This window comes from Verrucomicrobiia bacterium (assembly GCA_019634635.1).
GTDB lineage: Bacteria > Verrucomicrobiota > Verrucomicrobiia > Limisphaerales > UBA9464 > UBA9464.
The window spans coordinates 50,079-76,253 of sequence record JAHCBB010000025.1 but is presented as its reverse complement, the minus strand read 5'-3'; the positions used below and the strand labels follow the sequence as shown (position 1 = coordinate 76,253).

Genomic DNA, 26,175 nt, shown 5'->3' with positions numbered 1-26,175 from the left:
TACCTTTGGGAGAGGGCTGGGGTGAGGGTGAGTCTTCCGGCTGCGCAATCGAAACGCGAATCCCGTCCTTGATGAGTGAATAAATCTCCCGATTCGCAGCCGGAAGACTCATGGCCGAACGGTCGCGGGTCAATTCATCCACGGCGGCGGTGATGGCCTCGGGCGGCAGCGCGGGATTCAGCCGCTCCAACGCCGCGCGCAAGCGGGACACCAACACCACCTCGCCCTTCGTCTCGCGCCCGACCAACCCCGCGTCACGCGGCTCGCCGGCAACGCCGGCAGTGGGAGGTGGCCCTGCCACGGCCCAGCCAAGCTCCGCGAACAACCCGATGGCAGGCTGCTCGACAAGCTGGTCTTCGGTGTAGGCGTGGGGCATGGGCTTATCAGGCTCGATGTGGGCGAGTGATGAAAACCGGATCGGTTACGATTGGATTTCGTCGGGTCTTGTTCCAAAGGGTGACGTGCGTGCCCGGAGATGTTCCTGTCCAAAGGATTACGCGAAGCAACCGAGGCGCATGACAACCATGACTCCAAGCCTCGCCACTCAAGACTTTGGGTTGCTCGCCATAAACAAGGCTGGCGTTCAAATGCCAGGGCAGTTCACCGAGAATCGTCCCTGCCTGCCCAAGTAGCTGGTGAATCATCGTGGCCGCACCATCCAATGCATCCACTGGGACTTGATCGCCCTCTCTGTGGTGACTGGAACGATTAAGGAGTTCCGACAGTTGCCGTAGGTTCGAGGCAAATTCACCGATCGTGTTGGACTGCGAAGGGAATGCAAGCGGTCCGAAAGCCGCCAGTATCATCTCCGCGCTTCCCACCGTCATTACCCGGACCTCTTCCTCCCAGTCCTTGGTCCGGCTGGATGGTCGATAGTCAGGAATCCTCTCCTCGATTGCTCCCCATACGTCCGAGTGACTGTATCCAAGTTGAACCACGACGACATCGACAATGTCCTTGCAGAAACTTTCCAGCACGATGCGTAGGTCATTTCCGGTGAGGCCTGCCGATAGAACAGGTGCGCTTTTGCCGGCGCTAATACACCCCGCCAAGGACCTTTCGCGCGCCTCATCTGATTCGCGCCATCCGAATACATGCAGGAGTTGCGCGGCCAACCGCGGCGCGTTCGGTTCTTCTGGAGGCTCGCCGCCGTTTGTTTGAATCAAAGCCATCATCTCCGCTGGCCGAAGTAATCGCACGAGCAAATCGCGGGTAACGGTGCGAGGCGAAAATCCCGTTTTCGAGATGGCGATGTGATGGACGTAATCCGTGAAGTAACTGCCATCGGCGACCGCCGCTGCCGGACCGTTGATTGAATTTGCCCCCGCCGCTTCCGGCGCGAGTTCCTGCGCTGCGATTTGCAGGTCACGGGCATCCAGTTTGACCTGTGACGCCATCAACTTCCATCCGACCATTCTGGCTGCATCCCAAGGAACACTTCTCACCCAAAGTCCCTGCTGGTGGCAGGTGTGCTCGAAGGCAACAAGAAACTGAGGACCGAGCTTCCATTGAAGTTCCACAGCTTTGCCAGTCGCGGCGTGAAACGCCTCGCGTGCCTGCTTGGATCTATCGCGCCAGCTATTGACGGCAACTTCGTGCTCATGGTCTCGTTGCGCCTTCGCTCCGCGATGGGCCGCTAGTTTGGCTTCGATGGTCTGCCTTAGATTTGCCAGAGCAACAGCAAGCGGCGGCTGAACCTCGCCTTTTGTTTGTTCGGCCCAAACAGAGAAATTCTCGCCTATCGGAACGACACCTTTGCGTCGAAGATTAAGGCATTCACGCAGCGCGTGCTTCAAATCCTGACTGGCAAGGCTCTTGTAAACGGACTCGCGCTTGGAAGGGTCTGAAACCAAGGCATCAAGTTTGGGCTCAATCTCGGCTGCGATTACGGCTGCCGGCAAAGCCAAAATGAACGCAGCACTCGCAAATGTCTGCTGAAGGTCTTCGACTTCGCGCAATGTCGCCGCTTCGATGCCCAACCAAGCCGCCTGTTTTGCGGCCGATGCCGTTGCATTGACTTTCTGCTGAACCAGCGCGTGTTGACCGGCCTGCAACGCGCTTTCGGCATCACGCATCAAAACCTCAATCTGTTCGCCCCCGGCAATCTCCGTCTCCAGACTCGAAACATTGAGTTTTGCGGGCCTGGCGTCGCGCGTCTCCGTCCAACGATGAAAGCTCGCGGCTGCATCCTTGAATACGCTGAGTTCATTCGCGGATTCACCGTTCCGCAGCCGGCCTGTTGTGAGTCTGAGCAATCCCTCAAAACGGTGGATGTCTCGCCGCCGCCACTCTACGAGGACACCCCAGCCAGGCTGCGGATAGCCGCCGGCAAGCACCAGCACTCGTGGTGCTTCGCCTCGAACCGCTGAAGGGGAGACAAATCGCTCCGCACCGGCAGGCATGAGATCGGAGAGTTTTGCGCCGACTGGGGCAAGGTTGACGCTGCCTTCGTCGGATTCACGCCGTCCCATGTGTTTTACCAGCAGCAGACCGTAGTCGTGACACTCGCTTTGGCGCTCAGTGAACCAGCGCCAGACTTCCTCCAACTCCCCCGCTCGCCATTCACCAACGGGCAAAACCCAAAACAGAGACGGCGCTACTGCCCCGGGCACTGCGATCCGGTGCAGTTCGTCCAGGCTGTAGCTTTCAACGAGATAGCCCATAGAAGCCTCGTTTTCTATTGTGAGATCGCATCAGGCTCGTCTCACGCGGCTCGCCGGCTACGCCGGCATTGGGAGGTGGCCCGGCCACGGCCCAGCCAAGCTCCGCGAACAACCCGATGGCGGGCCGCTCGACAAGCCGGTCTTGGGTGTGCCACCGCTGTCGTGCTAAAGTTTCCATACCTGCTTGTATGCAAGTTCAGCGAGGCTGGACGTGCGTTGCTGAATGTCCTTCTGGGTCAGGGCATTTAGTGTAGTGAACTCGGTAGGAATAGAGACCCCCGCGCTTAGGAGAATTCTCTTCTTATCTTTGAAAGATTTGTTTGCGAATTTCTCGTTCAGTTTTGAAGGCACTAGAATCAAGTTTCCCAACTGGCCAACAATTTCGTCCGTGAAGCCCCCAGAACCAATTTCGCTCTGTGGAAGCAAATGCTCGATAGTCATGCCGTCAAAATCAATCGTTACCGAGGCGACTGAATGGCTTTGAAAACCAGCGAGGATATAGCGCACTAGGTTTTTCTGTTTCGTTTGGTTGTCAGTGAAGATGACCGACGGGATGAGAGCCTTAACTTCCTCGAGGCCCGGAATCCGCCCTCGTAGCTTCGCCTTCAACTCGTTAACGAGGGTTACTGCGGATTGCGTGTTTTTGGCTTCAAAGAGACGTCGCCCTAAGGATGCATACATCTCCGATATCCCGCCAGATGACCGCTGCGAGGTAACTGCGGTGAACAAGAAATGAAACTTTTCTATCGCCACAACGGCATCTTCAAAGTGGCTTCTCTTGAGTTTCTTCTCTTTGAAACAACGCATGAGGGAAAGCACGCAAGGAGTTTGCTGCTCAACCCGGAAGAGCTGCAATGCGTCCAGTGCAGCAACAATCCTTCGATCCGGCTTGGCCCATTTCCAAAACGCCTTTTCGTGAACCGCTCGATAGAGCGATGCATCAGCAACGAGTGCGTCAAGAAACGTCTTTGCTTCACCTTTTCCAATTCGCCGTTTGAGCACCTTGAAAAGTCGTTTGGCAGCGAGATAATCATATCGTGACAACCAAAAGTGGTGGATGAACGTGTCCACTTCCAGTCCGGCTGATGACCCTTCGATAGTCTCAAGCAAATTCTCCCACTTTATCTTCGGCTGGTCCACGGAAGCGCTTTTCACCTTCAAGTGTTTCGCGACGTGGTTTTTCACTAGGTCCGCGAGACTCAAATCTTTTCCCCTCGTGTTCAGCGTCTCAAAGATGATGTAGGCGTCATCTTCATCATCCAGCTTCACCAGAATGACTTTAAGGTCGAGCACTGCATCGCGAATCTTGGTTAATCGCTGCTCAAGCTGTTTGTTTATATCTTCAGCCGTTAGCGATGTGTCGGATTGCACACTCTTGATGATCGAGCCCACCAACTCATTTAAGTATTCGAAACCGCTGCGGAGTTGGGCTTCCTCGCGCATTGCATCACCTTCCACTTCGGGTTCGCCAAACTTGAGGATGTGGTCTTGGAAGAACGGGTAGGACGTTTCCGTCGATAAGATGTATTCCGGCTTGTTGTTGATATTCTTGCGTTCGAGTTGATTCTGAATGCCCTGAGCTAGGTCCGTGAAACCGAGTGCATTCAAACGGTTACGCAACACGGCCAAAAGTATCGTGATCGTCGTGAGGCGCTGTTGGCCATCGACGACGCCATAGCGCTGGCTGCCTTCTTTGAAGGTGACCATCGAACCGATGAAGTAGTTATCAGGGGCATCTTTGACCACATCGTCCCAAAAATCCTGAATGTTTTCGCGAGTCCAGGAATAGGGCCTCTGGAAGCGAGGGATGCGGTAATAACCTGAGGCTAGAAGATTTCGGATGTCCTGGTCAGTAGATTCAATTTTCATAAAAGTTTCAGACTGGAATCTGGACTTTGATTTCCACCTGCCCCGACAGCAGACGCGGCAGCAGCAGGTCGCGCGTCCGGCGGAGGTTTTGGATTTGGCGTTGGAGCGTCGACGCTTGCCGCTCGAAGGTGTCGGCCAGCGCGCAGAACTTCTTTAGCAACGCGGCGGGCGGGACGAGAATTTCCAGCGTGTAGGCTTGGTTGCGGCTCAATCCGGGAACGGCAGCATCGCTGTTGAGGAAATTCAGCGTCGGCAGGACGTAGAACAGGAAACGCAACGGCAGCGATGAAGTCACGAAGTAGGCGGTGTCTATCACGAAGAAATCCTCGGCGCACCAGAACACGCTTCCGACGTTCCCCTTCCGGCCCACGATGATGCCCGGACCTTTGACGAGCGCCGTGTCGTGTTGGCCGACGATGCCGCTTGGACCAAACACCGGCACATCGCCGCCGCTCCGGTCTTCTTGTTTCAGCGCCTTGCCGTAATTCAATTCGAGAACTTCGCCGAGCTTCTTTACCTCCCAGCCTTGGTGGATGTCGCCGAGTGGGGAGGCGACGCGCGGGTGCTTTTCGTTGCCGGGGAAGCGGAAGTGGACGAACCACTCGCGGTAGAGGGCGCGGGCCATCGCCTCCAAGAGCCGGATGCGCCGCTGACTGTTCTCCATCAGCTCGTCGTAGGCCGACAGGATGCCCGCAATCCGCCGTTGCACCGGCAGCGGGGGCTGGATGAGTTCCTTGCTCGAAAGATTCGTGATGGTGATTTGCGGCTGCGCCGAGCCGGTGATGACATCGCCAAAATCGGTGTTGAGGCAAACGTAGTGATAAAACGTCGGGTCAATCTCCGCCTTCGGAACGCAAGCAATCGAGTTGTTGCTAATCCACACGTCGGGGGTTGTGAAATGCACGACGCCGCAGTTTGCCCCACGACAAGAAATTAGCGTCGTGCGGTCGGAATACATCTTCCGGTTTGAGTAGCCGATTACTCCGTTCGCTCCATAGACCCGAAACGGAAATTCTTCCGACGGCGCTTCCGCCATCTCATCAGGCTTGAGATACGTTCCTTGTTTCAGCCGGAACAAGTCGGTGATTGGACTCGTTGGAAACGTCGCCATCGTCACGCCTCCAGAATTTCCGCCACGTTGCCGGCGATGGTTTGTTCGAGGTCGCGGGCCTGGGCGTTCAAGGTTTCGAGTTCCTCGTTCAGGGTTTCGAGTTGTTCCTTGAAGTCCTCGTCGCTCACGGCTTCGCCCGGCGCGACGCCCACGTAGCGGCCAGGGTTGAGCGACCAGCCTTGCGCTTCGATTTCCTTGAGCGTGGCGGCGCGGCACAGGCCGGGCACGTCGGCGTATTTCGGATTTGGGCCGAAGACTTCGTTGAGCTTGGCCTCGGCTTCGTCGCCGCCGAGGGTGAGGTCGAGGGCTTCGCCGCGATAAAGGCGAACGACGTTGGCGAGGATGCCGATTTGCGCGGGCGTCCATTCGCGGTGCGCGCGGTCGATCTGCCGGTAGATGTGCCGGGCATCCAAAAACAAGACTGCGTCTTGACTCACCTTGCGGGCCGACTTGCCTTTGTCGAAGAACCAGAGGGTGCAGGGCAGCGTGACGGTGTAGAACATGTTCGGGCCGACGGCGACCATCACGTCCACGGCGCGGCTTTCGATGAGTTTCTGCCGGATTTCCTGCTCGGAGGCGCGGGCGTCGGAGGCGGAGTTGGCCATGACGAATCCGGCCCTGCCTTTGGCGTTGAGCGCGGAGTGGAAGAGTTGAATCCAGAGATAATTCGCGTTGTCGGTGCGCGGCAGGCCGAACGGGAAACGGCGTCCCGACCCGACGGAGTCTTTCAACCGTTCCTTGTCCACGGCGTTGACGTTGAACGGCGGGTTGGCGAGGACGAAGTCGAAGCGGCCGGTGGCGTCGTGGGGGTCATCGTAGTAGCTGTTGACCTGGCCGCCGTGGCGGATGTCGCCTTCGAGGCCATGGACGGCAAGGTTCAGACGGCAGAGGCGGCCGGTTTCGTCGGTCTTCTCGACGCCGTGGATGGCGAGTTCGGTGGCGGGATTCTTCTTGTGCTCGGAGACGAAGCGAGCCGAAGAGACGAACATGCCGCCCGAGCCGCACGCGGGGTCGAGAATGCGCCCGTGGTAGGGCTCGATGACTTCGGTGAGGAGCCGGACGATGCAGGACGGGGTGTAAAACTCGCCGCCCTTCTGACCCTCGGTGCGTGCGAATTCGCCCAGGAAGTATTCGTAGATGCGGCCGAAGGCATCGTAGTCCACGGTGGCGGGAATCTCGGAGACCTTTTTCAGCAGTTCCTTGAGGAGGGTGCTGGTGAAGAGGTTGTAGGTCTTGGGCAGGACGCCGGCGAGCTGCGGGTTGTGCTTCTCGATGTCGCGCATGGCATCGTTCACCTTCGCGCCGATGTCAGCCGCCTCGGGGAGGTTGAGCAGGAATCCGAAGCGGGCGTTGGGGGCGAGGTAGAGGATGCCCTCGGCGTGGTAGGCCGCGGGCTCATCCACGCGGCTGCCGCGCCGGGAGGAGGCGCTGGCCTTTTCCAGCTTTGCGCGCTGGGCCGTGAAGCGGACTTCGGCGAAGCGGAGGAAAATGACGCCGAGGATCGGGCCGGAGTATTCCTGGGCCTTGAGGCCGGAATTGGCACGGAACTGGTCGGCGCTGGCCCATAACCGCTTTTCAAGCGTGGCGCCGGCGGTGTCCTTCTCGGTAGGGGCAATCCAATGCATGGGTAGTTTGCTGAAGGCGAGGCTATTACGCCGTACCGCAACCTCAAGGCTACAATCGCGCTTGCAGGGGGAATTGCCGGAGGCGCGCTACCGGCTTTCGGGCTCGATCGCTAAAGGGGAGGCCATTAGCGGCACGGCACGGCGCCCCGTTCTATTGAGGAATCTGCCCACCTGCCTATACTGGTTAAGAATCGTCCAAATCCTCGTGTCGGATCCGTCCGTCCACGGATTCCCCCCCAGATGGGTTGGACAGATGGACGCCGCGGTTCAACCTGGGGATCCGTCGCCGAACTCGTCCTGACTGGCCTTGAGGAACAGGCATTCGTCCTCCAGTGATTTGCCCAGCAGATGGGAGAACTTGCCGGGTAGCTTTAGGGCGTCGTACGCGGTAGAACGGCCCACCTTGGCGACTTCTTTCAATGCCTGGGCCGCCATTTTCAGGGGAAGGCGAAGCGTGCCATCCTTGAACACAGCGCGCAGATGCGCTTCCTGCACCCTGGCATCAGGGGTCGCCTGCCCACCGTCGTACGCCGTCCAATCAAAGTTGGCGACCTCCTCAAACCCGTCGCTGGTTCGGCGCCACGCCGTGCGCGGCCCCAGTTCGCCGTCGTTGTTTTTGGCAGGCGTCACGATGACTCGGTCGTCCTCCGTGTCGTCGGTCGCGGGCTGGATGACCAGCACCGCGCGCGCGACCGACACCAGAACGTAGGAACCGGCGAGGAGGTGGGTGAGGCTTCGACCTTTGTGCCGGTCCTCGCTTTTTGGCTTCCTCAGGTGGTGGAGGATCAGGCAGGCGGGGTTGACCCCGGCTTCGGCCTGAATCTCGCGCAGCCGCGTGAGCGTCTCCGCGAAGTCCTTTTCCATGGAGTCGCGGGTGGTCGCGTTGAACGGGTCAATGACGATCAGGTCCGGTTTGAAGTCCCGCACGGCCGCCTTGAGCTCGGCTCGAAACGTCGGATTGTGGATCGCCAAACCGACCACCGGGGGATCTGAAATGCGAATCCAGTCGCGCAGTTCAGCCAGGTTGAGTCCCTTGGGCACCTCGCGATGCAGGCGTGCCAGGCCGTTTTCATTCTGGAGAATGAGGGTCCTGAAACGGCTTTGGATTTTGAGCCCCAGCCACTTGCCAGATCCCGCCGCACCCGCGAGTGCCAAGGCGAGCGAGGCCCGGGACTTCCCGCATCCGGGTGGACCCGCCAGCACGGTGAATCCGCCGCGCTGCAAATGATAGTCGCCCGCCAGTTTGTGGTCTGGCGGTTCCTGATAGGCAGCCAGTTCTTCAAACGAGCGGAACCTCAGCAGGGGTTCCCGGGACGCCTTCGCCCGCTCACCTTCGGCCGGTTGAGCGGGGTGCCCGCTGGGATCGGACGAGCTTGCAGAAGCTTCATCGGCCAAGGGGTCGTACACACCCGATGGGGCCGGCAGATACTCATGGAAAGCGTCGCTCATGGCATGACCTCCTGGAATTTGCGCGTGGTCTCGAAGCAGTCGGGATCAATCTGAGCGACGTCGGCCAAGTCCTTGCCTTCGTCGCCGCAGGCGAGCGTAAGGCCCGAAAGGTCAAATGCTTCCACCCGGACGGCTCCGGCCTCCTTCAGTTGCCGGGCCCAGGCCCGGGAGGCGGCAAGGCCCGCTTCATCCCTGTGCGGGAAGAGTCGCACATGCTTCCCGGCGAAGAGTGCCAATGACTCCGGGGCGAGGTGACGATTGCTTGCCCCGAGTGCGGCAACGGCCGCCACCGTATCGGTTTTCTCCTCGGCGAAAATGAAGTGGAAGGCGGCAAGCAGGTCCGGAGCTCCCTCAACGAAGGCGACCTTGGGGTAGGGAACGCTCTCCAGGGTGCCGATCGGCCACCGCTTCCCATGGCCGAGACAGTGCGACTTTCGGTTTGGCAGGCGTCCGTAGGCGTCCCACTTTTTTCCGTCCAAACGCCGGAATTCAAAGAGTTCGCGGCGTTGATCCGCCACGCACCATGCCGCCTGGCCGAAGAGTTCGCAGAAGTGCAGCATCCCGCGCGCCATCGCCAGCCGAAGCCCTTCCACCAGGAAACCGCGCTGGTCGCCCAGTTCACGCAGTTCGGGGAGCGACCCCGGTCGTAGCCGAGGAACCCGCAGGGAACGCTTGGGCGCCAGGACGCACGGTGAGGAATGGGGCCTTGGGTTCGAATCCCCGTGGGGTCGCCAATCGTTCAAACATCCGACCCGACTTGCCGACTTGGTCGGCAGGTTGACGAGCGGGGCATCGCCCAGAGCCGCCAGCAGCAGATACGCCGCCAGCGTGATTCCGGGCATCCGGTCGCCCTGAAGCCAGGGGGTCTGATGGCTGCGGATCCATCCAATTGCCGGGATCCAGCGCGCCCAAATCCCGTCCGGCCCCGCATTTGGATTCAGGCCTATCGGGTCGCCTTTTTGGAGTGGATGCGTACGTCCAGTCGCGTTCTGAACGCTCCGGACGTTTTCCCGGGCCGCTGCTTGTGCTTGGGCTGTCGCCGCGTCGGCCGCGCCAGCGTCAAAGGGAATCACGAGGGCGAAGTGCAAGGAAATCCAGGGGGGAACATTGCCGACGATCCGGCGATCGCGCAGGACACGAAGCCGTCGGAGTCCTGTCCACACGGGAGCCATGGCCGGGGGCGCCTCAGCCCATCGCGAGCGCTGTCCGAGGCGGCCACTGCAGACACCTTGGGTTTACGGCTCTGACCGGAACCTCGATTCAGGAACTGCCAGCCGATTAGTCCCCGGTGTCGGGATCTCACTCGGCATCGGCGGCGATCTCCCGGATGCGATAGAACCGGCTGTTCGACGCCGCGAGCGGGTCCGAAACCCACCCGGGATTTCCCAGGGCATTGGTGGCGAAGGGGACCCAGTCGCCCAGGCGATCGCCGCGTTCCCACGCAAAGCGTGCTGGCAGCGCGCCAGTGGCACGAAATACCGGGGTCCCGTCGGATGCCAGCCGGGTCCTCAGGAGGACTCCCGGCTCATGCCAGATGGCAAGAGCCGTGGATTCCACATTGGAGGCGGTCGCCCCGTTTCCGGCGATGTAGAGGTCGTTGCCAAACCAGACGCATCCCTGGGCAGTGGCAGGCCCCGGCGAGGTCCAGTCCTCCGGAGGCACCCAGGCGGCGCCCCGGCGAAACCAAATGGGGGAGACTCCTGGTGCGCCCACGTTCCCGACAGCCGCCAGCAAGCCCTGATCGCTCATGTCGAAACCGGTCAGGGTCATCTCAGGGAGGCCTGCACCGAGTTCCTCGGCCTGTTCCCCGTCCCAGGCGAGAATGGAGGCCGGTCTCCGGGGAACCTGGCTGCCGATGTACAAGCGGCCGCCCGAGGACCTCAGGACATAGGCTGGTGCTTGGAGCGGGACCGGGGATTGCCATTGGGCTCCGTCCCAGACCACCAGGTTGGAGCGAACTTGGCCGCCAATGGTCGAGGCGGCGCATCCCGCGTAAAGCCGGCCTTCGTGCCAGGCCAGGGCCTCAATGCGCGAGGGATTGGACCCGCCGCCCGTCGGAGGGGCCGGTTCGAACGGGTCGCCGACCGGCTGCCAGGCGATACCGGTCCATTCCCATATTTCACCGCCACCGGATGGCGTCCGATACCCGGCCACCGCGAGGCCTTTCTCCCCGGGAGCGATATGGACAATCGTGGGAAGCGGGCTTGGGGACGTCACCGTCTCCCAAAGGTCCCCCTCCAGACGGGCGACGAACACCGGTCGGTCCTGAATCTGGACTGAACCGGCAGCGTAGGCCTGCCGGGCCGATCCGGGGAGCGACCGGCCGATCTGAATCGGCACGCCGAACGTCCCGGGTCCCCCCGACGTGTGGAGAAACGCCGATCCGTCGTACTGCATCGGACACGTGCCGCCCACGCCGCCCACGGCCACACCGTCCGGGGACACGGCCACACCCGTGGTCTCCGGGACCGGGGCCAGACCGCCGTTGACGGGCGTCCAGCGATTGTCGTGTCGGTGCCAGATGACCAGGTCAGCTTGGAACGTGGCCTCCCTCAGCGTGGGCATGTCGAGGACGAACACCTCTGCGCCGCGATGGCAGAGGGCCTGTGCCGCAAAGCGGGAGTTGACTTCCAGCTCGACCTGCCACGCCTCGCCAGCGAGCGACGCCACCTTGACGGAATTCAGCGCCGGCTGATCGGGAAGCTGGATCCTGCCGGCCAGCCACAGACGGTCTTGAACCTAGGCCATCCCGATGGCCACTCCGGCAATGGGTTGGGAGCCAGGGCGTTCCCAGCGGCCGTCGCGCCACCGCACCACGACTGAGGCCTCGAGACCATCCACGGACGCGAAGGATCCGGCGGCATAGAGCGCATCGTCGCGCCATTGCAGGGCCAGGACCTGCGCTTTGAAACCAGCCTCGCCCACGAAGGTCCCCAGGAGTTCTCATGCCGAACCCGTCCAGCGGTACACCTGTTCCCCGGCGCCGGCGAACACACCCGTTTTCGAAGCGGCGATGGCACGCACCCCGTCGGGCAGGCCGTCCCCAAGGGCATGCCACGATTCCGAAGCGATGTCCCAGCGGGCGATGTTGGTCACGGAAAGTGAACCGGCACTCGTGAACTGGCCGCCAGCGTAGAGCTGACCGTCCGCCGCAGCGAGAGCCAAGGCCCCGGCAGATGGACCCCCAAGCCCATCACCCATCGCGCGCCACCCGGATCCATCGAACCGCGCGATGCGGTTGAAGGGCACACCATCAATCTCTGTGAACCGTCCGGCGGCGAACAGGTCGCCGCCGACCGGCAGCAGGGCATCCACACGATTGGCATTGGTGGCGAGGACTTCCCACCGCCGTCCATCCCAGCGGGCGACATCCGGAAACACCCAGGCCGTGGTCCCCAGGTCCGACCCGCTGACGTACAGGCGTCCCAAGGCATCCACGGCGAGCCGGGACTGTCCATCCGGCCGGACACCAATGCGCCAGAGTCGTCCGTCGAAGTAGCCGGTCTCCTCGGGACGGCCGGTGGACCCGGCTGCCTGCAGGTCCGGCGAAGACGAGGGGAGCAGGTTCCACACAATTCCCAACCCCAGCAGCCCGGCGGCGATTTGGGTTCTGCCTCGGTGGATCACAGGGAGGAAATAGTTTCGGGAGGTTTGTGCCACAACACCAATCCGGCCCCGCCATCCAGCAGAGCTGGTAGACACGTCCGACAGGACCACGGTGGAGGGGAAATTGCTTCACTACCGGGTGGTTGATCCACCCTGAGAATTCGCATCGTCAGCCGGGCGGTGCCGCGGCACACGCGCTCTGAAATGCCGGCTCCGCTGTCAGGTGCCCCGCAATTGTTCTCCGGATCCCTCCCGGGCACTCGCGGGGACGATGGTGCGGATGCGTGCCGGGGCGTTTCGCGGAACCCGTTTTTTTGGTCATCCGTTTTTCTCCTCGCGCCAGGGATTCGATTTGAGCAGGTTCGTCCTGACTCACTGAGTGTCGCCATCAGGCGGGTCGTGTCTTGCATGAGGACTACGCCCGGAACCTGCTCCCGCTGGTGGTTGACCTTACTGTTGTTGGTGGCGGTGATGGGGTCGGCGGCGGGCCGCGCTCAGGGAGTCCTGAATACCGAGCCGGGCCTGGGGTTTACCAGTCAGCAGGTCAGCGTTCAGTTCGGGCGCGACCTTGTGTCGCCGATGCTGCTGCTCCGGTTTGGTTTCTCCACCGACGAAATCGTGCGGGCGGGGGAGATTGCCGACTCGTTCACGATCTCGCTTGTGGATGATCAGGGGGGGCTGGCGCTCGTTCTGGTGACCGCCGACGCCGGTGGGGTCGTCTGGGCTCCGGAGACTCCCGGCACGACGCCCGTCGCACGGGACAGCATCGTGGCAGCGGCCATCGAGTACCCGAGCCTCACACCGGTGCTTGCCAACCCACTGGCGTACGCGATTGAGGTCGCCCTGACCGACGAGGTGCTGGATCGGCCGCTCACGCTGTATTTCGATCTGTTCAGCAACGACAACGATATTGCCTCACAGGCGTGGTTTTCCGAGGTCACGGTGGTGCCGGAACCGACGACCGTCGCCTTGCTGGCGGTGGGCCTGGCGGTGGTGGTGTGGTGTGGACGCCGCCGAGGGTCTGGCCCCGGATGCCAGGGGATCCTTCTCGCGTTGGTGGCGGCCGGTTTCTGGTCGGATGCCAGGGCGCAGTCCGGGGAGAAGGTGTTCCGGTGGAACAATGCGGAGCTCACGCTGGCCGAGGTCACACCTGAGACCGCCGTCTATTTCCGATCCATGCGGCTCAACCGGGCCCTTGATGTGTGGAATGTCGAGGTCACGGTCAGCAACCGGTCCGGGCGGATCTTGAACGGCCCGCTCGTCCTGCTGGTGGATTCGTACTCGGGTACTCCGGGTCCTGTGGGGCCCGACGGCCTTGACGACAGCCAGCCGTCGAAGGCGTTTTTCGACCTGAGTGGCCGCACGACGGACGGGACGCTGGCGCCGGGCGGAGTCACGGCGCCGAGGACGTTGACCCTGGGGCGAAGCGGCACGGCACCGCCGGCCGTTGAGACCCGGGTGTTTGCGGCGCGGGTGCCCGTGGTTTCGGCACTGGGGCTCACGCGGTCGCTTGATGAAGTGGGACGCCCTCTGCCCGCGGTTGGCCTCTCCGTTGAGGGTCCCGCCGGAACCGGCGTCCAGACCAGTGACTCGCCATCCGGCGTCGCATCGCTGGGGCAGGGGCCGGGCGAGCATCGAATGGTGTTTTCAGCGGACGGCTATTTCCCGGTGTGGCGGCGTCAGACCCTGACCGAGGGGCGGACGACGCTGATCCCGAATCCCCGCCTGACCCGCCGGCAAGATGCCGGGGTGGTGGCCACCCCGCTGGATCGCGTGGTCTTGAGCAATGCCAGCGGTTCCATTCGCATCGAAATTCCGGCCGGGGCCGTTAACCAGTCCACGACCCTGGGGTTGACCCCGTTGACGGGGCAGACGCTGCCCGCGTTTCTGCCGCAGGGATGGAGTCCGTTGGGCGCCTTCTGGCTGGAGAGTTCAGGCCCGCTGCCGGGAAGCGTGGCGGTTAGTCTGGTGCCGGACGGCCCCATCGCCCCGACAGAATTGGCCGCCCTGGTGACCTGGAATCCGGCGGCCCTCGAGTGGCGCGTCGTTCAGGTGACGCCCGGCAATGGAACCAACGCCTTGGCGGTCGGCGTGCCCGGGCCGGGGTCGTATGCGCTGGTGGTGGGGGACCACGGGCTGTTGGCTCCTCCGGCGCCGCAACCCGGGCAGGCCCTGCAGCCGAGTGCTGCGCCGTTGCCGGGTTCCGATGGCCTGACGGCCACCGGCACCGTCACTCCATCGGCCAGTCCCGCCAGTGTGGTTCCCGAGGAGGTCACGGGAGCCGCCGAGGTCGTCGTGAGCCATATAAGTGCGGCGCTGCCGAGCGGGACCCTCTTCCGCGGGGAGGTGACGGAAACCTACCTCCCATTGGATGGATCCCTTCGCCTGACGCCGCAGTACGAGCATTTCATCGTCGGCTACCAGCGTCCCGGGGACAACGATGTCCGGACCCTCCATGCCCGGTTTCCGATGCGGCCCACGCTTCTGCTCGGGCCGGATCGCCTCGACACCGCAACCGTCCGGGTGGACGTGCTGCCCGAGCAGCCCTTTGACGGGCGCGTGTTGGACGCGTCCGGCGGCCAGATTGGCTCCGAGGGGGTGCGGGTGGTGGCGGGCAGCGGACGCCTGACCGGTCCCAGCGCCTTCCGGCTCCGGCGTCTGGATGCCATGGTGTTCACCAACCTGCCGGCGACCGGGCACTCTGTGGTCGCCGTCTTCGAACTCACGGTGGATCGCTCCACATTGGCGGACACGCTGGCGGCCCAACTGAGCGGAGCACCAACCAACGGCCTTTTTGTGCTGGCCCGGGTGCTGAGCGACACCGGCTTCTTTGGACTGCAGCCCATCGAACGGTTGGAGAGTGACGGACAGGGGAACCTTTTGAGTCGCGAGCCGGCATCCGGGGAGCGGCTCCCCGGGCTTGAGGGCTCCGGTCAGTACGTGCTGGTGCAGGTGGACGCGGCGCAAAGCCTGGTGAGCGGCGTGGCCCGGAACGGGGCCGGCGCGTTGCAGGCGGGCATGCCGGTGAGCTTGACCGGATTTCCTTGGCTGACCCTGACCGACACGCAGGGACGCTATCAGTTGGTCGCTCCGGCGGGTCCCGGACAGCTTCAGGTCCGGGACCCCCGCACCGGCGACGCCGGCCTCGCGGACCTTGTCGTTGCCGATCCGACCGTCCCGATCTCCCAGGATCTCGATGCCGCACCGCGTGGTCCGCGCGTGGCGGCCATCACTCCGGCCCACGAGGCAATCCGGGTGCCGCGGGTGGGCAGCGTCGTGATCACCTTCAATGAGGCCGTGAATCCGGCGACCGTGGTCAATGCGATTGAACTGCTGCGTCCGGACAACTCGGTGGTGCCGGCCGCCGTGACGCTCAATCTGGCCAATCGCGTGGTCACCCTGAGTCCGGCGAATGAACTCCCGGCGAACACCACTTATCGTCTCCGGCTGGCACCCACCGTCGCCGATCCCGGCGGCCTGCCAATCGAGGGGCCGACCGAATTCACCTTTACCACGGCCCCGCTCAGCACCCGCGATCCGGCGGCGCAGTTGATCATTTACGAGCCGGGAGCGACCAACGTACCGGTGGCCATCCTGGATGCCATCCCGGCGTATGAACCGGGCGACGATCCGTCGGCGATCGTGGTCCACGGCACCCCCGGGGCGGCCGATCCGGAGGTCCCGGTGATCCTGGTCAACGAAAGCACTGGAGAGACCGCCACGATCCTCAGCAAGCCGGATGGCAGCTTCGCCAGCGTCATCTCGGGCAGCGAACAGGACTTCGTCAGCGCCACCTTCGTGAACCTCAACGGCACACGGGTGTACGTGCCGGTGAGCCGCCAGCACTTCGACAACGGCTTTGTGGGGCTTTACCCGCAGGGCGGGATCCTGGAGGCGCAATCGGACGGCGGTCCGGTGCAGGTGTTGATCAAGCCAAACGCCGTCCCGAACCGGACCAAGTTCCGCATCAAGACGCTGAACCGCGCCCAACTGCTTGAGGCGACCGGCGGCGTGACGCCGGATGTCGCCACGCTCGGGCCCGGGGCGATGCGGATTGAGCTCGAGGGCTCCATGCCGACGGAACCGATGGAGGTCTCCTTCCCGCTGAACCTCGACGCGCTTGGGTATCCTGCAGATGCTTCGCCGTCAGAACTCGCCGCCGCGCTGGTCCGCGTCCGCGACACTGACGGAATCAAAACCTTCGAAGTTTTGGATCAGATGCGGTTTGAGGCGGGCGCGGTTGCGGGAATGATGTCCGGCCCGGCGGCATCCCGCTCGCTCCAACCCGCCGGTTTTCCGGACATCCGCGTGGGCACAGTCACCACGGTGCTCGGATTTTATCCAAGCCTCACGGTTGGACTCGTGGCGCCTCTGCTGATTGATTATGTGATCATGCCGATGATCCTGGGGCAGCGCCCGGTGATCGTGCATGGAGTCACCCAGTTCCTCGCGACCAACGAAAAGATCCCGCCGTCGAACATGCTGGAGACCTTCAGCGACGCGGTTGTGACTTCTGTCACCGAGAGCATCCAGGCCGGCCGGACGGTCAATCCGGTGGCAGGTGCATACGTCATTCTTCGTTCCGAGAGTTCCCCGGTTTCGCCGCTACCTGGCCGGTTGTTGCCGGGCAACGTTCATGCCACAAGCAACCGGGATGGCACCTACTCGCTGCTCGCGCCCTCGGCTGCGGAGCAGTACATCCTCATGGCCACCCACCCCGGGTACTCGGACCGGCCCGCCGCCGAGTTCAAGGCTTCGGTGGACCTGCGACCGTCGGGTGTCTTCAAGCGCCTGATCTTCCACACGCGGAATGCCTCGGACGTCCCGGTGCGCTTCAATTTCTCCCATGCGCCACAGTTCCCGGCGCCCGGACAGGACTGCGAGGTCCGAATCTCAGCATTTCGGGGGTATGGGGCCCCGCCGGACATCCAGGTGCGCCTGCTCTCGCTGACCAACCTGGTCACCGGGGAGGCGGCTCCCGCCAGCGATCTCGTGATTACCAACGTTACGGGCTTCACGAATGCCACGTCCCGGGTCTGGAGCGGCATCCTCCGGGCGGGCCAGCCCGTTCAGGCGGTGCTACGGGTGGAGAGCGACGGAAGGACGTCCAGGTACCCGATCCAATTCAGCGGCACCATACCGCCGGTCATCACCGGTCCGCTTCCCAAGCCAGATACCAATGACGTCCACGGTCCCATCGTGATCGCCACGGTGCCGCCGGATGGTGGATTTCTCGGCCCCTCGGGCGAAATCGAGATCCTGTTCAATAAGCCTCTCGACCGCCAGATCGAGGCGTCCTCCTATGGCATCACGCTGGAAGGGGCTTCGGTTCCTAGAGATCCGGTGGTCCGCCTGAAGCCGGGCCAGAAGAGCCTGGTGATCCAGTATGCCGGCCTGGAGCCGGCGAGGGAATATACGCTGAACCTGACCGGACAGGCCGTTCGCGATCTGGCCGGCCAGCCGCTCGATCAGCGCCCCAGCACTCCCGAGCCCGACGGTTTTCGACTGGTGTTTCAGACCGCGCCGGTCCGCATCCGGAATCTGCCCGGACTTGTGAACGGACGCGGCACCGTGATTCGTGGCGAGACGCTATATGCGATTGATTCCGGCGGCGCCTATCCGGCCCTGAGGACCTACGACATCCGGGATCCGGGGCAACCCGCACTGGTGGCCAGCGATTCGCTGTTCGGGCAGCCCAGGGACCTGCTGGTGATCCCGCAATACGCCTACCGGCGGTCGGCCCAGGAGCCGCCGGTGACCAACGACCTGGTGGTTGTTGTGGGCGGGGATCTCGACACACGGATTGACGAAATCAACAACACCATCGTTCGCGGCCAGTATCTCAGCATCTTCGAGGCGTCGGACTCCTCGAATCCCGGCCGCCTCGTCCCGCTCCTTCCCTCCGCCATCCTCAGCTACCGGGTGGGCTCCGCGATCACCAAGGTGCGATGGGCACCCCCGAATCTTGTCTATCAGGAGTTCGGCGCTGACATCCATCAACTGGGGGTGATCAACCTGCAGTCCATGGTCATCGGATTCCGCAACCCGGTTCTGGGGGAATCCCGGGGCGGACGCCCGGGAGTGGACCTGAATGGAGACGGCGATTACGTGGACACCGACGAGGTGGTGCCCCTCCCGGAGCATCCACCCGCGGAGTTCTACGGCAAGGAGTTCGCCCACGTCTTGTTCCGCACCACCCAGAAGATTCTGGACTTCAGCCCCTTGGGGGGCGGGCAGTTCGTGGGCGTCACGTTAACGCGTGGTCAGATGCGAAACGACCTCGGCGCTCTCGGGGAACGCCTGCCGCCTTCCTACCGCACCCTGGCCATCAACCTGCCCATCGAGGATCCGCAGGACTCGGTGTTTCCATTTAACGATCTGGCCTATCCCCGCTGGGTCACGGTCTTCCCGTCGCTGGTGATCCTGTCCAACGACGTCCCGATCCAGCCGACGGTGGCCATCGTCTCGCTGCAACCGGATTCGGACGGCATCCAGAAGCTGGCCATTCTCGACATTTCGCTGCCCCAGTCCCCACGTCTGATCAGCAAGGTTCCGGTCCCCCCGGAGGCGTTGGGCGGCAGCGTTCAATCTGTCAGACTCCGCAGCGATGGCCTGCTTGAGGTCGCAGGAGACCAGCATCTGGTCCTGCTGGACCCGCTGAAGTTGGCGGTGACGAACATACCTCTGGGACAGGCACACCCTGCGGTAGCGGGCTTCATCCCGTCCGCGGGCGCCAGCACCCGAAGCCTTGGCTCGACACCGGTCGGCTACCGGTCCGTCGCCGATGGGGGCCGCGGGGTCCTGGTGCAGACCGGACCAGAACTGCGGTTCGTGAGCTTCCCTATTCAGCCTCAGGTCGTGTCGCCAGCCGGATTCATTGGGAAAACTGACGAGGAACTCGCCGCCCTGATGCAGGGGGCACGGATCACCCCGGTGCTCCCACCGGCCCGGGCCCGCGCGTTCAAGTCCGCCGGAATTGCCTCGGACCTCGATCCGCCCCGCCCGGCAGCCCATTTCCACGTTTGGATGGAGGCTCCGGGAGCCACCGGCGAGCGAATCGAGCTGGGGCTGGAGTCCATCAACCACGCCGGGAGGCCGCTGGGCAACTTAGGGGACGGGTTCGCGCCTGTCCGCGCCATTTCAGAATTCGCCCAGGAGGGCATCGGACAGAAACCGCGTCCCGACTGCGGCGCGCCGATTCGCTCGCTGACCGCTTGGCGGTTAAGCGATGATCCCCTGAGTCCCTTCTACAACCAGTATCTTTCCCGCCCGTTTGCAATGCTGGCCAACGAGACGTTGTCCGTGGAGGAGCAGGCGCGTCTTCAGCAGATCCTGGACCGGGAGATCTTGCACAGCGGTGCGGGCCTCCGTGCGTTCATTGACCCGAGTGAGGCCGAGAATCCGGTCGTCGGGCTGTTCGCCGCCCGGGTGGATTCGGGACGTCGCCGGCTGGCCCCGGTTGCCTCGCATCAGGCGCTGACACTGTTCCACCCCTATCTCATGGGAAACAACCCGCCGCCCGCGGGCGCCTACGTCACGATTCCAGGGACCTTCGGGTCAATTGGCGCCCACAGTGGTGAGTTTCGGACCGAGGCAACGGACCTCGAACTGCCAAGCCCCAGAATGCCGATCACCATCGAGCGCAGCATCGGAAACCAGGATTCGTACGAGGGGCCATTCGGAGTCGGCTGGGACTTCAATTACAACCAGAGAATCACGGAATTGAGCCCTCTGACCATTCCGGTCGGACTGCAGATTCCGCTGATTGTCCGCGCGTCGCGAGACTCAAGCGAGATTGCCGGTAGTCAGGATGTGCTCTTCCAAACAGGCCGAGGTCGTGTACTCCACTTCCGCTGGGTCAGCACCAACATGCCTCCGGAGTATTCCCAAGATCCATTGGTCTCCGACTACGGATACCTGGACACCGTTTCTGACTACTACCTGCCCGCAGAGGGGCAGGGGCTCTTCAACCTGCTGGTCAAGTTTCGTGACGGCCGTTTCGAACGGCTCTCTCATGACGGCGTCCGCCATCGCTATGGTCCCGACGGCCGATTGGAGATGGTGATCGATCGCTTCCCACTCAATCGTCACGTCCTGGAATATGACTCAAATGGGTGGCTGGTCCGGATTGATGACCGATCCGTTCGCGAGCCGCGCTATGTCGAGTTTGGCTACTACCGAAGCCTCGCGGATCCCGGCTTCCAGGAAGGGCTTGATGAGAGGACTGACAACGCGTACTTGCAGGGCAAGGTGCGGCGATTGCGGGATTACGCCGCCCGTGAGGTCCTCTATGGATACAGTGACGACGGCTTTCTCCTCCAGCGCGAGGGCATACGGGTCAACGGCGAGAACTCCGGCTTTTCTGGCCGGCCACTGATTCAATATAATTATGCCAACTGCAGAATCGTCGGCGTCTCAACGGGCAGGGAGGGGACGCCACTCTTTAATGCAGATGTCTCAATTGGACCGGCAGGGAAGGCGGTGGCACGAGCGGGGACCGGGACTAGTCCGATGGTCATTTCAATCCCTGACGACAATTCAGCCGCAACGATGGAAGGCCAGAAGTCCACCGGTACGGAGGCCGATGGCCGCAGCACGGAGGTCACATTCAACTCATTCGGACAACCCACATCGTATCGGGTCGTTGGAGGCCAAGGAGAGGAATCGGAGTCTAAGCCGGAATACAATCCAATGGGACTGCTGGTGAAGATTCAGTATCCTGAAGGAAGGGTGGAGACGCGAACCTATGACGAGGGGAATCCGATCTTCCGCTCGCGTGGAAATCTACTCAGGGTCACAGTCGATCCTGGCCCGCGTGGAGGAGAAGGATATACGGAAACGCAAGAGTTTGATCCCAGATATAATTTGCCATCCGGAGAACACCTGGATGCGAATGGATTTGCTCATGTGTTTTCTCTCAATGATGACGGCCGAGTCATTGCCTCAATCCGGCATGGCCCGTCCGAAACAGAGACCTTCACATACAATTCCAGGGGACAGCTGACGTCAAACACGGACGTCCGTGGAGTGAGAAGTGGAGCAGTCTATGACGAGGCGACCGGTTTTACGCGACGAACAACAGTCGGGGACCATGCCACGCGTTACGAATATGGAAATGATTCCGCGTCTCGCCTCGGACACCCAAGCGTTGTCACGCCTCCCGTGGGTTTCCCAACACACTTCCACTATAGTCCAGCGCTGCAGATTCTGGAGTCGGGGCGCGGGACATCGGTGATTCGTCACGGCTACGATGAGCGGGGCAATGAGATTCGAACCGAGGAGGAGCTTGGTGATGGGCAGGTCCTGGTGACGCGGCGAACATTTCACCCGCGTGGGTTCATGTTGGAGCAGACCAGCGACGGGGTGGATGTCAATGGTCAGTCCAGCTCGATCACGTGGCGGTATGCCCCCGACAAAAATTTCCGGGTGGCCACGGTTCATCATCCGGGGGGTGCTGTTCAGTCATTCGAGTACGACCAGCATGATCAGGTGACCAAAATGACATTGGGGACCTATGTCGAGGTGTATCGACGGGATCGCCATGGCAATGTCATTGAGACGTGGGAAGGGGGCGAAATCGTGACCACGTTCAGCTATGACGGAATGGATCGGGTCACGAGCGTTGTGAGCAGAACCGGAGCGGCTGAGGAGGCCTCATTGACGGAGTATTTTCCTGGGGGGCAGGTGAGGAAGATGACCACTGTTGATCCCAAGTTTGGGGTTGTTGCCGAGCAGGCAATTCCATCCATAGATGCCCTGGGGAGACCGAAGCAAGCATTGGTCCAAGGGGGCGTAATTTCACCGCGGAGCGAGTATAACTATGCTCCCCTTCGATCCACGGTGGTAGGTCCACGAATGACGGTTCAGGCTCAATGGAATGACTCCGGGGATATGGTCAAGACGGAGAGCCCGATCGCGTCGGCGGAGATGTACCCCGATTCGGGAGGTCGCTTGGAGCGTGTGGATCATCTGGAGGATGGTGTCACCTACCGAGTCTCAACGTCATTCAACGGCCTGGACCAGGTCGAAACGGAGAGCGATCTGGAGGGCTTGTTGGTCCGCTACATTCCAAGGGCCGATGGACGGAATGCCTCCGTGATCAATGCACGGAATCACGCAAACACCTTTAATTACACGGTTCTCGGGGAGCCCCTGCAACGCCGTCGGAGTGATGGTTTGGAGTTCCGGTACCGATATGACAGCCAGCGGGAGGTCATTTATACCGGGGATCCCTCGTCGGGATTTGCCTATGCGTATGACGATGAGTTTCGCCTGACGGAACAACGGCAGAGGAATGGAGATGTGGTTTCTCAAAGCGACTTTGACCCCCGTCAAATGCCAAGGAAAACAAGCCTCCCTGGTGGGGGCACTGTCGAGACCGACTATGATCTCAAGCGGCGTCCAATCCGGAGGGCGACCGCCTTCCAGGGGACCCGGTTCGACGAGGAGTACCAGTACGATGCTCTCGACCGGATTCGGTCCAGTTTCTACGGCCAGGATGGCGGTGCCCAAAACGTGCACACAAGCACCTATGATCGATCAGGAGTCCTCCTGATCTCACGATGGCAGGAGGCCGGTGGCGATTTTGCAATTCATTGCAACTACAATGAGGATGGCTCCCGCCGGTCAGTCATCTACCCCTCTGGCCACGAGGTGACTGAGGACCGTGACGTCTCCGGAAGGTTGATTGGCGTGTCTGATAATTCGGGCAACATTCTGTCCGTAAATTCATGGCGGGGTTTGAATCAACCAGCGGAGGTCTTCATCGGCTCCGGAATCCGCCAGGTCAATCAGTTCGATGCCCGTGGACGGATGACGGCCAGTCGGTTTACCCGGAGGGACGACGGCGTCGTGCTCGCACACCTGAGGTGGGAGTACAACGCAGTCAATAATCCGGTTGCCCAGCAGTTTCTCCACCGGGGCGGCAGGGCCGACCGTTTCAGCTATGACGAGGGAGAACGACTTCAAAGCGCGGCGATTGGCGTCATCCCCGGCGAAGGCGAGGATGCTCAGGGCGGACTTTATGAGCGGGAGTACCGATACGATCCTGCCGGATTGGATCTGCTCTTGTCTTCCGCTGCAACTGGGGCCGTGAGTGAGCCCCCCGGGTTTGCGACGAACTGGAGTGGCCATGGACAGTTTCTTGAGCCAATGCGTGTCGATGGATTTGATCGCGGTCCGGCCGACCCTCTGGGGCGCGTCGCCCGTGCGGAACTGCTGATTCGCGAATCGGGTGCGGGGAGCGGGTCGCGGGCTCCTGCGTCGTTGGTTCACAATGGACGGGGTGATTTGGTCCGGATCGACTTCGGCGACGGGCGGATGGTTGAGTATGAGTATCAGGCCGAGGGATTGCGGTATCTGCGCCGGGTGACACGTGACGGATTGCTGCTCGAACTCCGGCATTTCGTCTATGACGACCGGAATCGTCTGCTTGAAGAGTACGACCGCAGCGAAGGTGAGGCGGCGTTGGTGGGCCGCTATTATTACGGAAATGGCGATGCTCCCGTCGCCGCGGATATTCGCGAGGGTCAGAATGGTCCCTTGCTCCGTTACTACTACCTCAGGGACGTTGCCGACTCGGTGATCGCAGTTGCCGATGCCGAAGGCCGGGTTCTCGAGAGGGTTTGGTACGATCCATTCGGTCAACCGGTCCTCGAAGGGGCCGACGCGGTTGCTCCGTCCATTGTCAGCATCGCATCTGAGGATAGCGGCGCCCTGCGAGTTGTCCTGTCCGAGCCGGTCATGGCTCCCATTGCGGATCCCGGAGAAGGCACCGGAATCGTTCCGATTCCGCTCCTGGATGGGAACAACGTGCTGAGTGTGTCGATTGATTCGACCCCGATTCCCGGTACGACAGAAGTCTTATTGGAGGCTACGGGATCGTTCCCATATTCCGTGCTCCGATTTACGCCGTCCGAGCCACTTCCGGTGACTCCCACTGGCGTGCTCGGTTGGTGGCCAGGGGACGCGGAGGTTTCGGAGGTCATTTCGGGGCATCGCGGAATTTTGCGCGGAGGAGCGACGGCAGCCCCCGGCTTAAATCAGCAGTCCTTTGTGTTTCGCGGAGACGGCGCGCATGCGGAAATCACTAATGCCGCGGCCTTCAATCTGGGCGGCGGCGACTTCACCCTGTCGGTCTGGTCGCGGTTCCACAAACTGGCAGGAGACCAGGTCTTGGTGGAAAAATGGACACAGGCGACACGGGCGGGTTGGTCACTGTTTAAGACGGCTGACCATCGCCTTCGCTTGGTGCTCGGCAACGGCTCCGGCAATGAGATTTCGGTGGAATCGAGTCCAATGGATTTTGCCACCAATGTCTGGATACAGGTAGGAGCGCGCCGGCAGGGTGAGCAGTTCGCCCTGTTCACCAATGGTGTCGTCGTGGCGGCTCGCGACGCGGGCATTTCGCTGTCCTCGACGGCAACGTTGAAATTTGGAAGCCGGGAGGGGACGGGTGCCTACCTCGTCGCCGACCTTGACGAAGTGGTACTCCACGGGCGTGCCCTGTCGGATCAGGAGATCACCGCCATCGCCGGCGGTGTAACCCTTCCCGGACCGGTAACGGTGGCTATCACCGGCGGCGTGCTTGCAGACGAGTGGGGTAATCGAAATGACCCGGCTGTAGTCTCATTCTTGCCGGTGGGCACTCCGGGAATCCCATACTACAGGTCGATTCCGGAACCGCATACAGCACCCCCGCAGTTGGCGCAAAGTTCGGTGGAATCTCCGTTCCTGTTTCATGGACAGTATTTCGACTATGGGACGGGATTGATCTATCTCCGTGCGCGATACTATGATCCTTTAAGCGGAATGTTCCTGGAGCCTGACCCACTAGGCTATGAGGACAGCGTTAATTTGTATGCCGGTATGCGGAACAATCCGGTGGGGATTCGTGACCCGAGCGGGCTTAGTGGAGGTGTTCTCGGAGTGGTTAGAAATTTGCTTCGCGGTGGAAATCAGGTGGCAAAGGTCGCCCCTGAGGTTTCGACGTTTGTCCCGAAAAGCAACCCGGAGGGGTTGGGTAGTGTCATCCTGAGCAATCTAGGAAGATCCGATCCATTGGATACAATCTTTAAGTCGACATTGGCGAGCATCATCAGGCGGACGAAACTGGAAAGTGGATTCCTGGGGATCGTGAAGCCAATGGCCAAGAATCTGGACATGTCGCTCAAGGATGCCTACATCGCAATTGCTCAATCCGATGACTTTGCAAGAGCCATTGAGAAATATAATCGGTATGCTGAAAAATGGGGTCTGACGAAGTCAGTCGACCAGCAAACGGTCATTGAACAGCTTAAGCATAATACATTTTTTGCCAGGACCGATAATTCAGTGGGGGCACTCTGGGACCACTCGGAGCTTGGCAAAATTGGGAAGTATTGGATGCAGGGGAATCCTCACGCGGGATTTGGGATTCCCGCGTTCGCGACCGGACGACAGACCGCGATCCACGAGATGTTACACATGGGAGCGTCCATTGGTGGCCAGGTGACTCAGTTGCGGGCGGCGAAGGCAAGCAGCAGGTGGAGTTTGGTCGGGAATTGGCGGCATTCGCGTTTGATGAATGCTCATGAAAACGCGGTACAGTTGTCCTCCACACCGGGAACCTACCTTGCCATGACGGGACTCAAGCTTGGAGCTGGCGGCATCGGCGCTGTGCTCTTGTATAATGCTCCCGATCAATATGGGCGGTTAATGAGGTGGCGTGAAGCCTATGAGGACATTGATCGGGCAGATTCCGATGCGAGATACCTTTATGGGATGGATAAGGCTCGGAAGCGGAAGCGCGAAATGGAATTGAGGCGATGATGCGCAACGCGTTCAAGGCTTTAGGATCGGGAACCGCGGGGAG

Annotated in this window: 11 protein-coding genes; 1 reads left to right on the top strand and 10 read right to left on the bottom strand. The window is 61.6% G+C overall.

All coding sequences use genetic code 11. From position 1 onward, the window contains the following. From KF791_15410 to KF791_15365, 10 genes are all read right to left on the bottom strand, one after another. A partial coding sequence (locus KF791_15410; protein ID MBX3733963.1) for a hypothetical protein occupies nt 1-376 on the bottom strand: 376 nt, incomplete at its 3' end. 7 nt (nt 377-383) lie between these two features. Continuing rightward, on the bottom strand, nt 384-2,663 hold the full coding sequence (locus KF791_15405; protein ID MBX3733962.1) for a hypothetical protein: 2,280 nt from the start codon (nt 2,661-2,663) through the stop codon (nt 384-386). Between the two features lie 165 nt (nt 2,664-2,828). Then, complete coding sequence (locus KF791_15400; protein ID MBX3733961.1) at nt 2,829-4,532, bottom strand: DUF262 domain-containing protein; 1,704 nt, start codon at nt 4,530-4,532, stop codon at nt 2,829-2,831. A 7-nt stretch (nt 4,533-4,539) separates the two neighbouring features. Beyond that, the gene (locus KF791_15395; GenBank protein ID MBX3733960.1) at nt 4,540-5,643 is read right to left on the bottom strand and encodes a restriction endonuclease subunit S; all 1,104 of its coding nucleotides are present in this window, start codon (nt 5,641-5,643) and stop codon (nt 4,540-4,542) included. 2 nt (nt 5,644-5,645) lie between these two features. Next, a complete protein-coding gene (locus tag KF791_15390) occupies nt 5,646-7,268 on the bottom strand; it encodes an SAM-dependent DNA methyltransferase (protein ID MBX3733959.1) in 1,623 nt (540 codons plus the stop codon). Nucleotides 7,269-7,535: 267 nt separating this feature from the next. Continuing rightward, nucleotides 7,536-8,717 carry an AAA family ATPase gene (locus KF791_15385; GenBank protein ID MBX3733958.1) on the bottom strand — a complete coding sequence of 394 codons (1,182 nt, stop codon included), beginning with the start codon at nt 8,715-8,717 and terminating at the stop codon, nt 7,536-7,538. After that, complete coding sequence (locus KF791_15380; GenBank protein ID MBX3733957.1) at nt 8,714-9,559, bottom strand: toprim domain-containing protein; 846 nt, start codon at nt 9,557-9,559, stop codon at nt 8,714-8,716. The genes KF791_15385 and KF791_15380 overlap by 4 nt, the downstream gene beginning before the upstream one ends. Before the next feature lie 457 nt (nt 9,560-10,016). Next, nucleotides 10,017-11,387, bottom strand: a complete 1,371-nt coding sequence (locus KF791_15375; protein ID MBX3733956.1) for a hypothetical protein — start codon at nt 11,385-11,387, stop codon at nt 10,017-10,019. A gap of 69 nt (nt 11,388-11,456) precedes the next feature. Further along, nucleotides 11,457-11,642, bottom strand: coding sequence for a hypothetical protein (locus KF791_15370; GenBank protein ID MBX3733955.1), 186 nt, complete (start codon nt 11,640-11,642; stop codon nt 11,457-11,459). Nucleotides 11,643-11,660: 18 nt separating this feature from the next. Continuing rightward, nucleotides 11,661-12,344, bottom strand: a complete 684-nt coding sequence (locus tag KF791_15365; GenBank protein ID MBX3733954.1) for a hypothetical protein — start codon at nt 12,342-12,344, stop codon at nt 11,661-11,663. 423 nt (nt 12,345-12,767) lie between these two features. On the opposite strand from KF791_15365, the gene KF791_15360 reads away from it, so the two are divergent. Then, nucleotides 12,768-26,132: an Ig-like domain-containing protein gene (locus KF791_15360; protein MBX3733953.1), complete on the top strand. Its 13,365-nt coding sequence runs from the start codon at nt 12,768-12,770 to the stop codon at nt 26,130-26,132. The last annotated feature ends 43 nt before the right edge of the window (nt 26,133-26,175 follow it).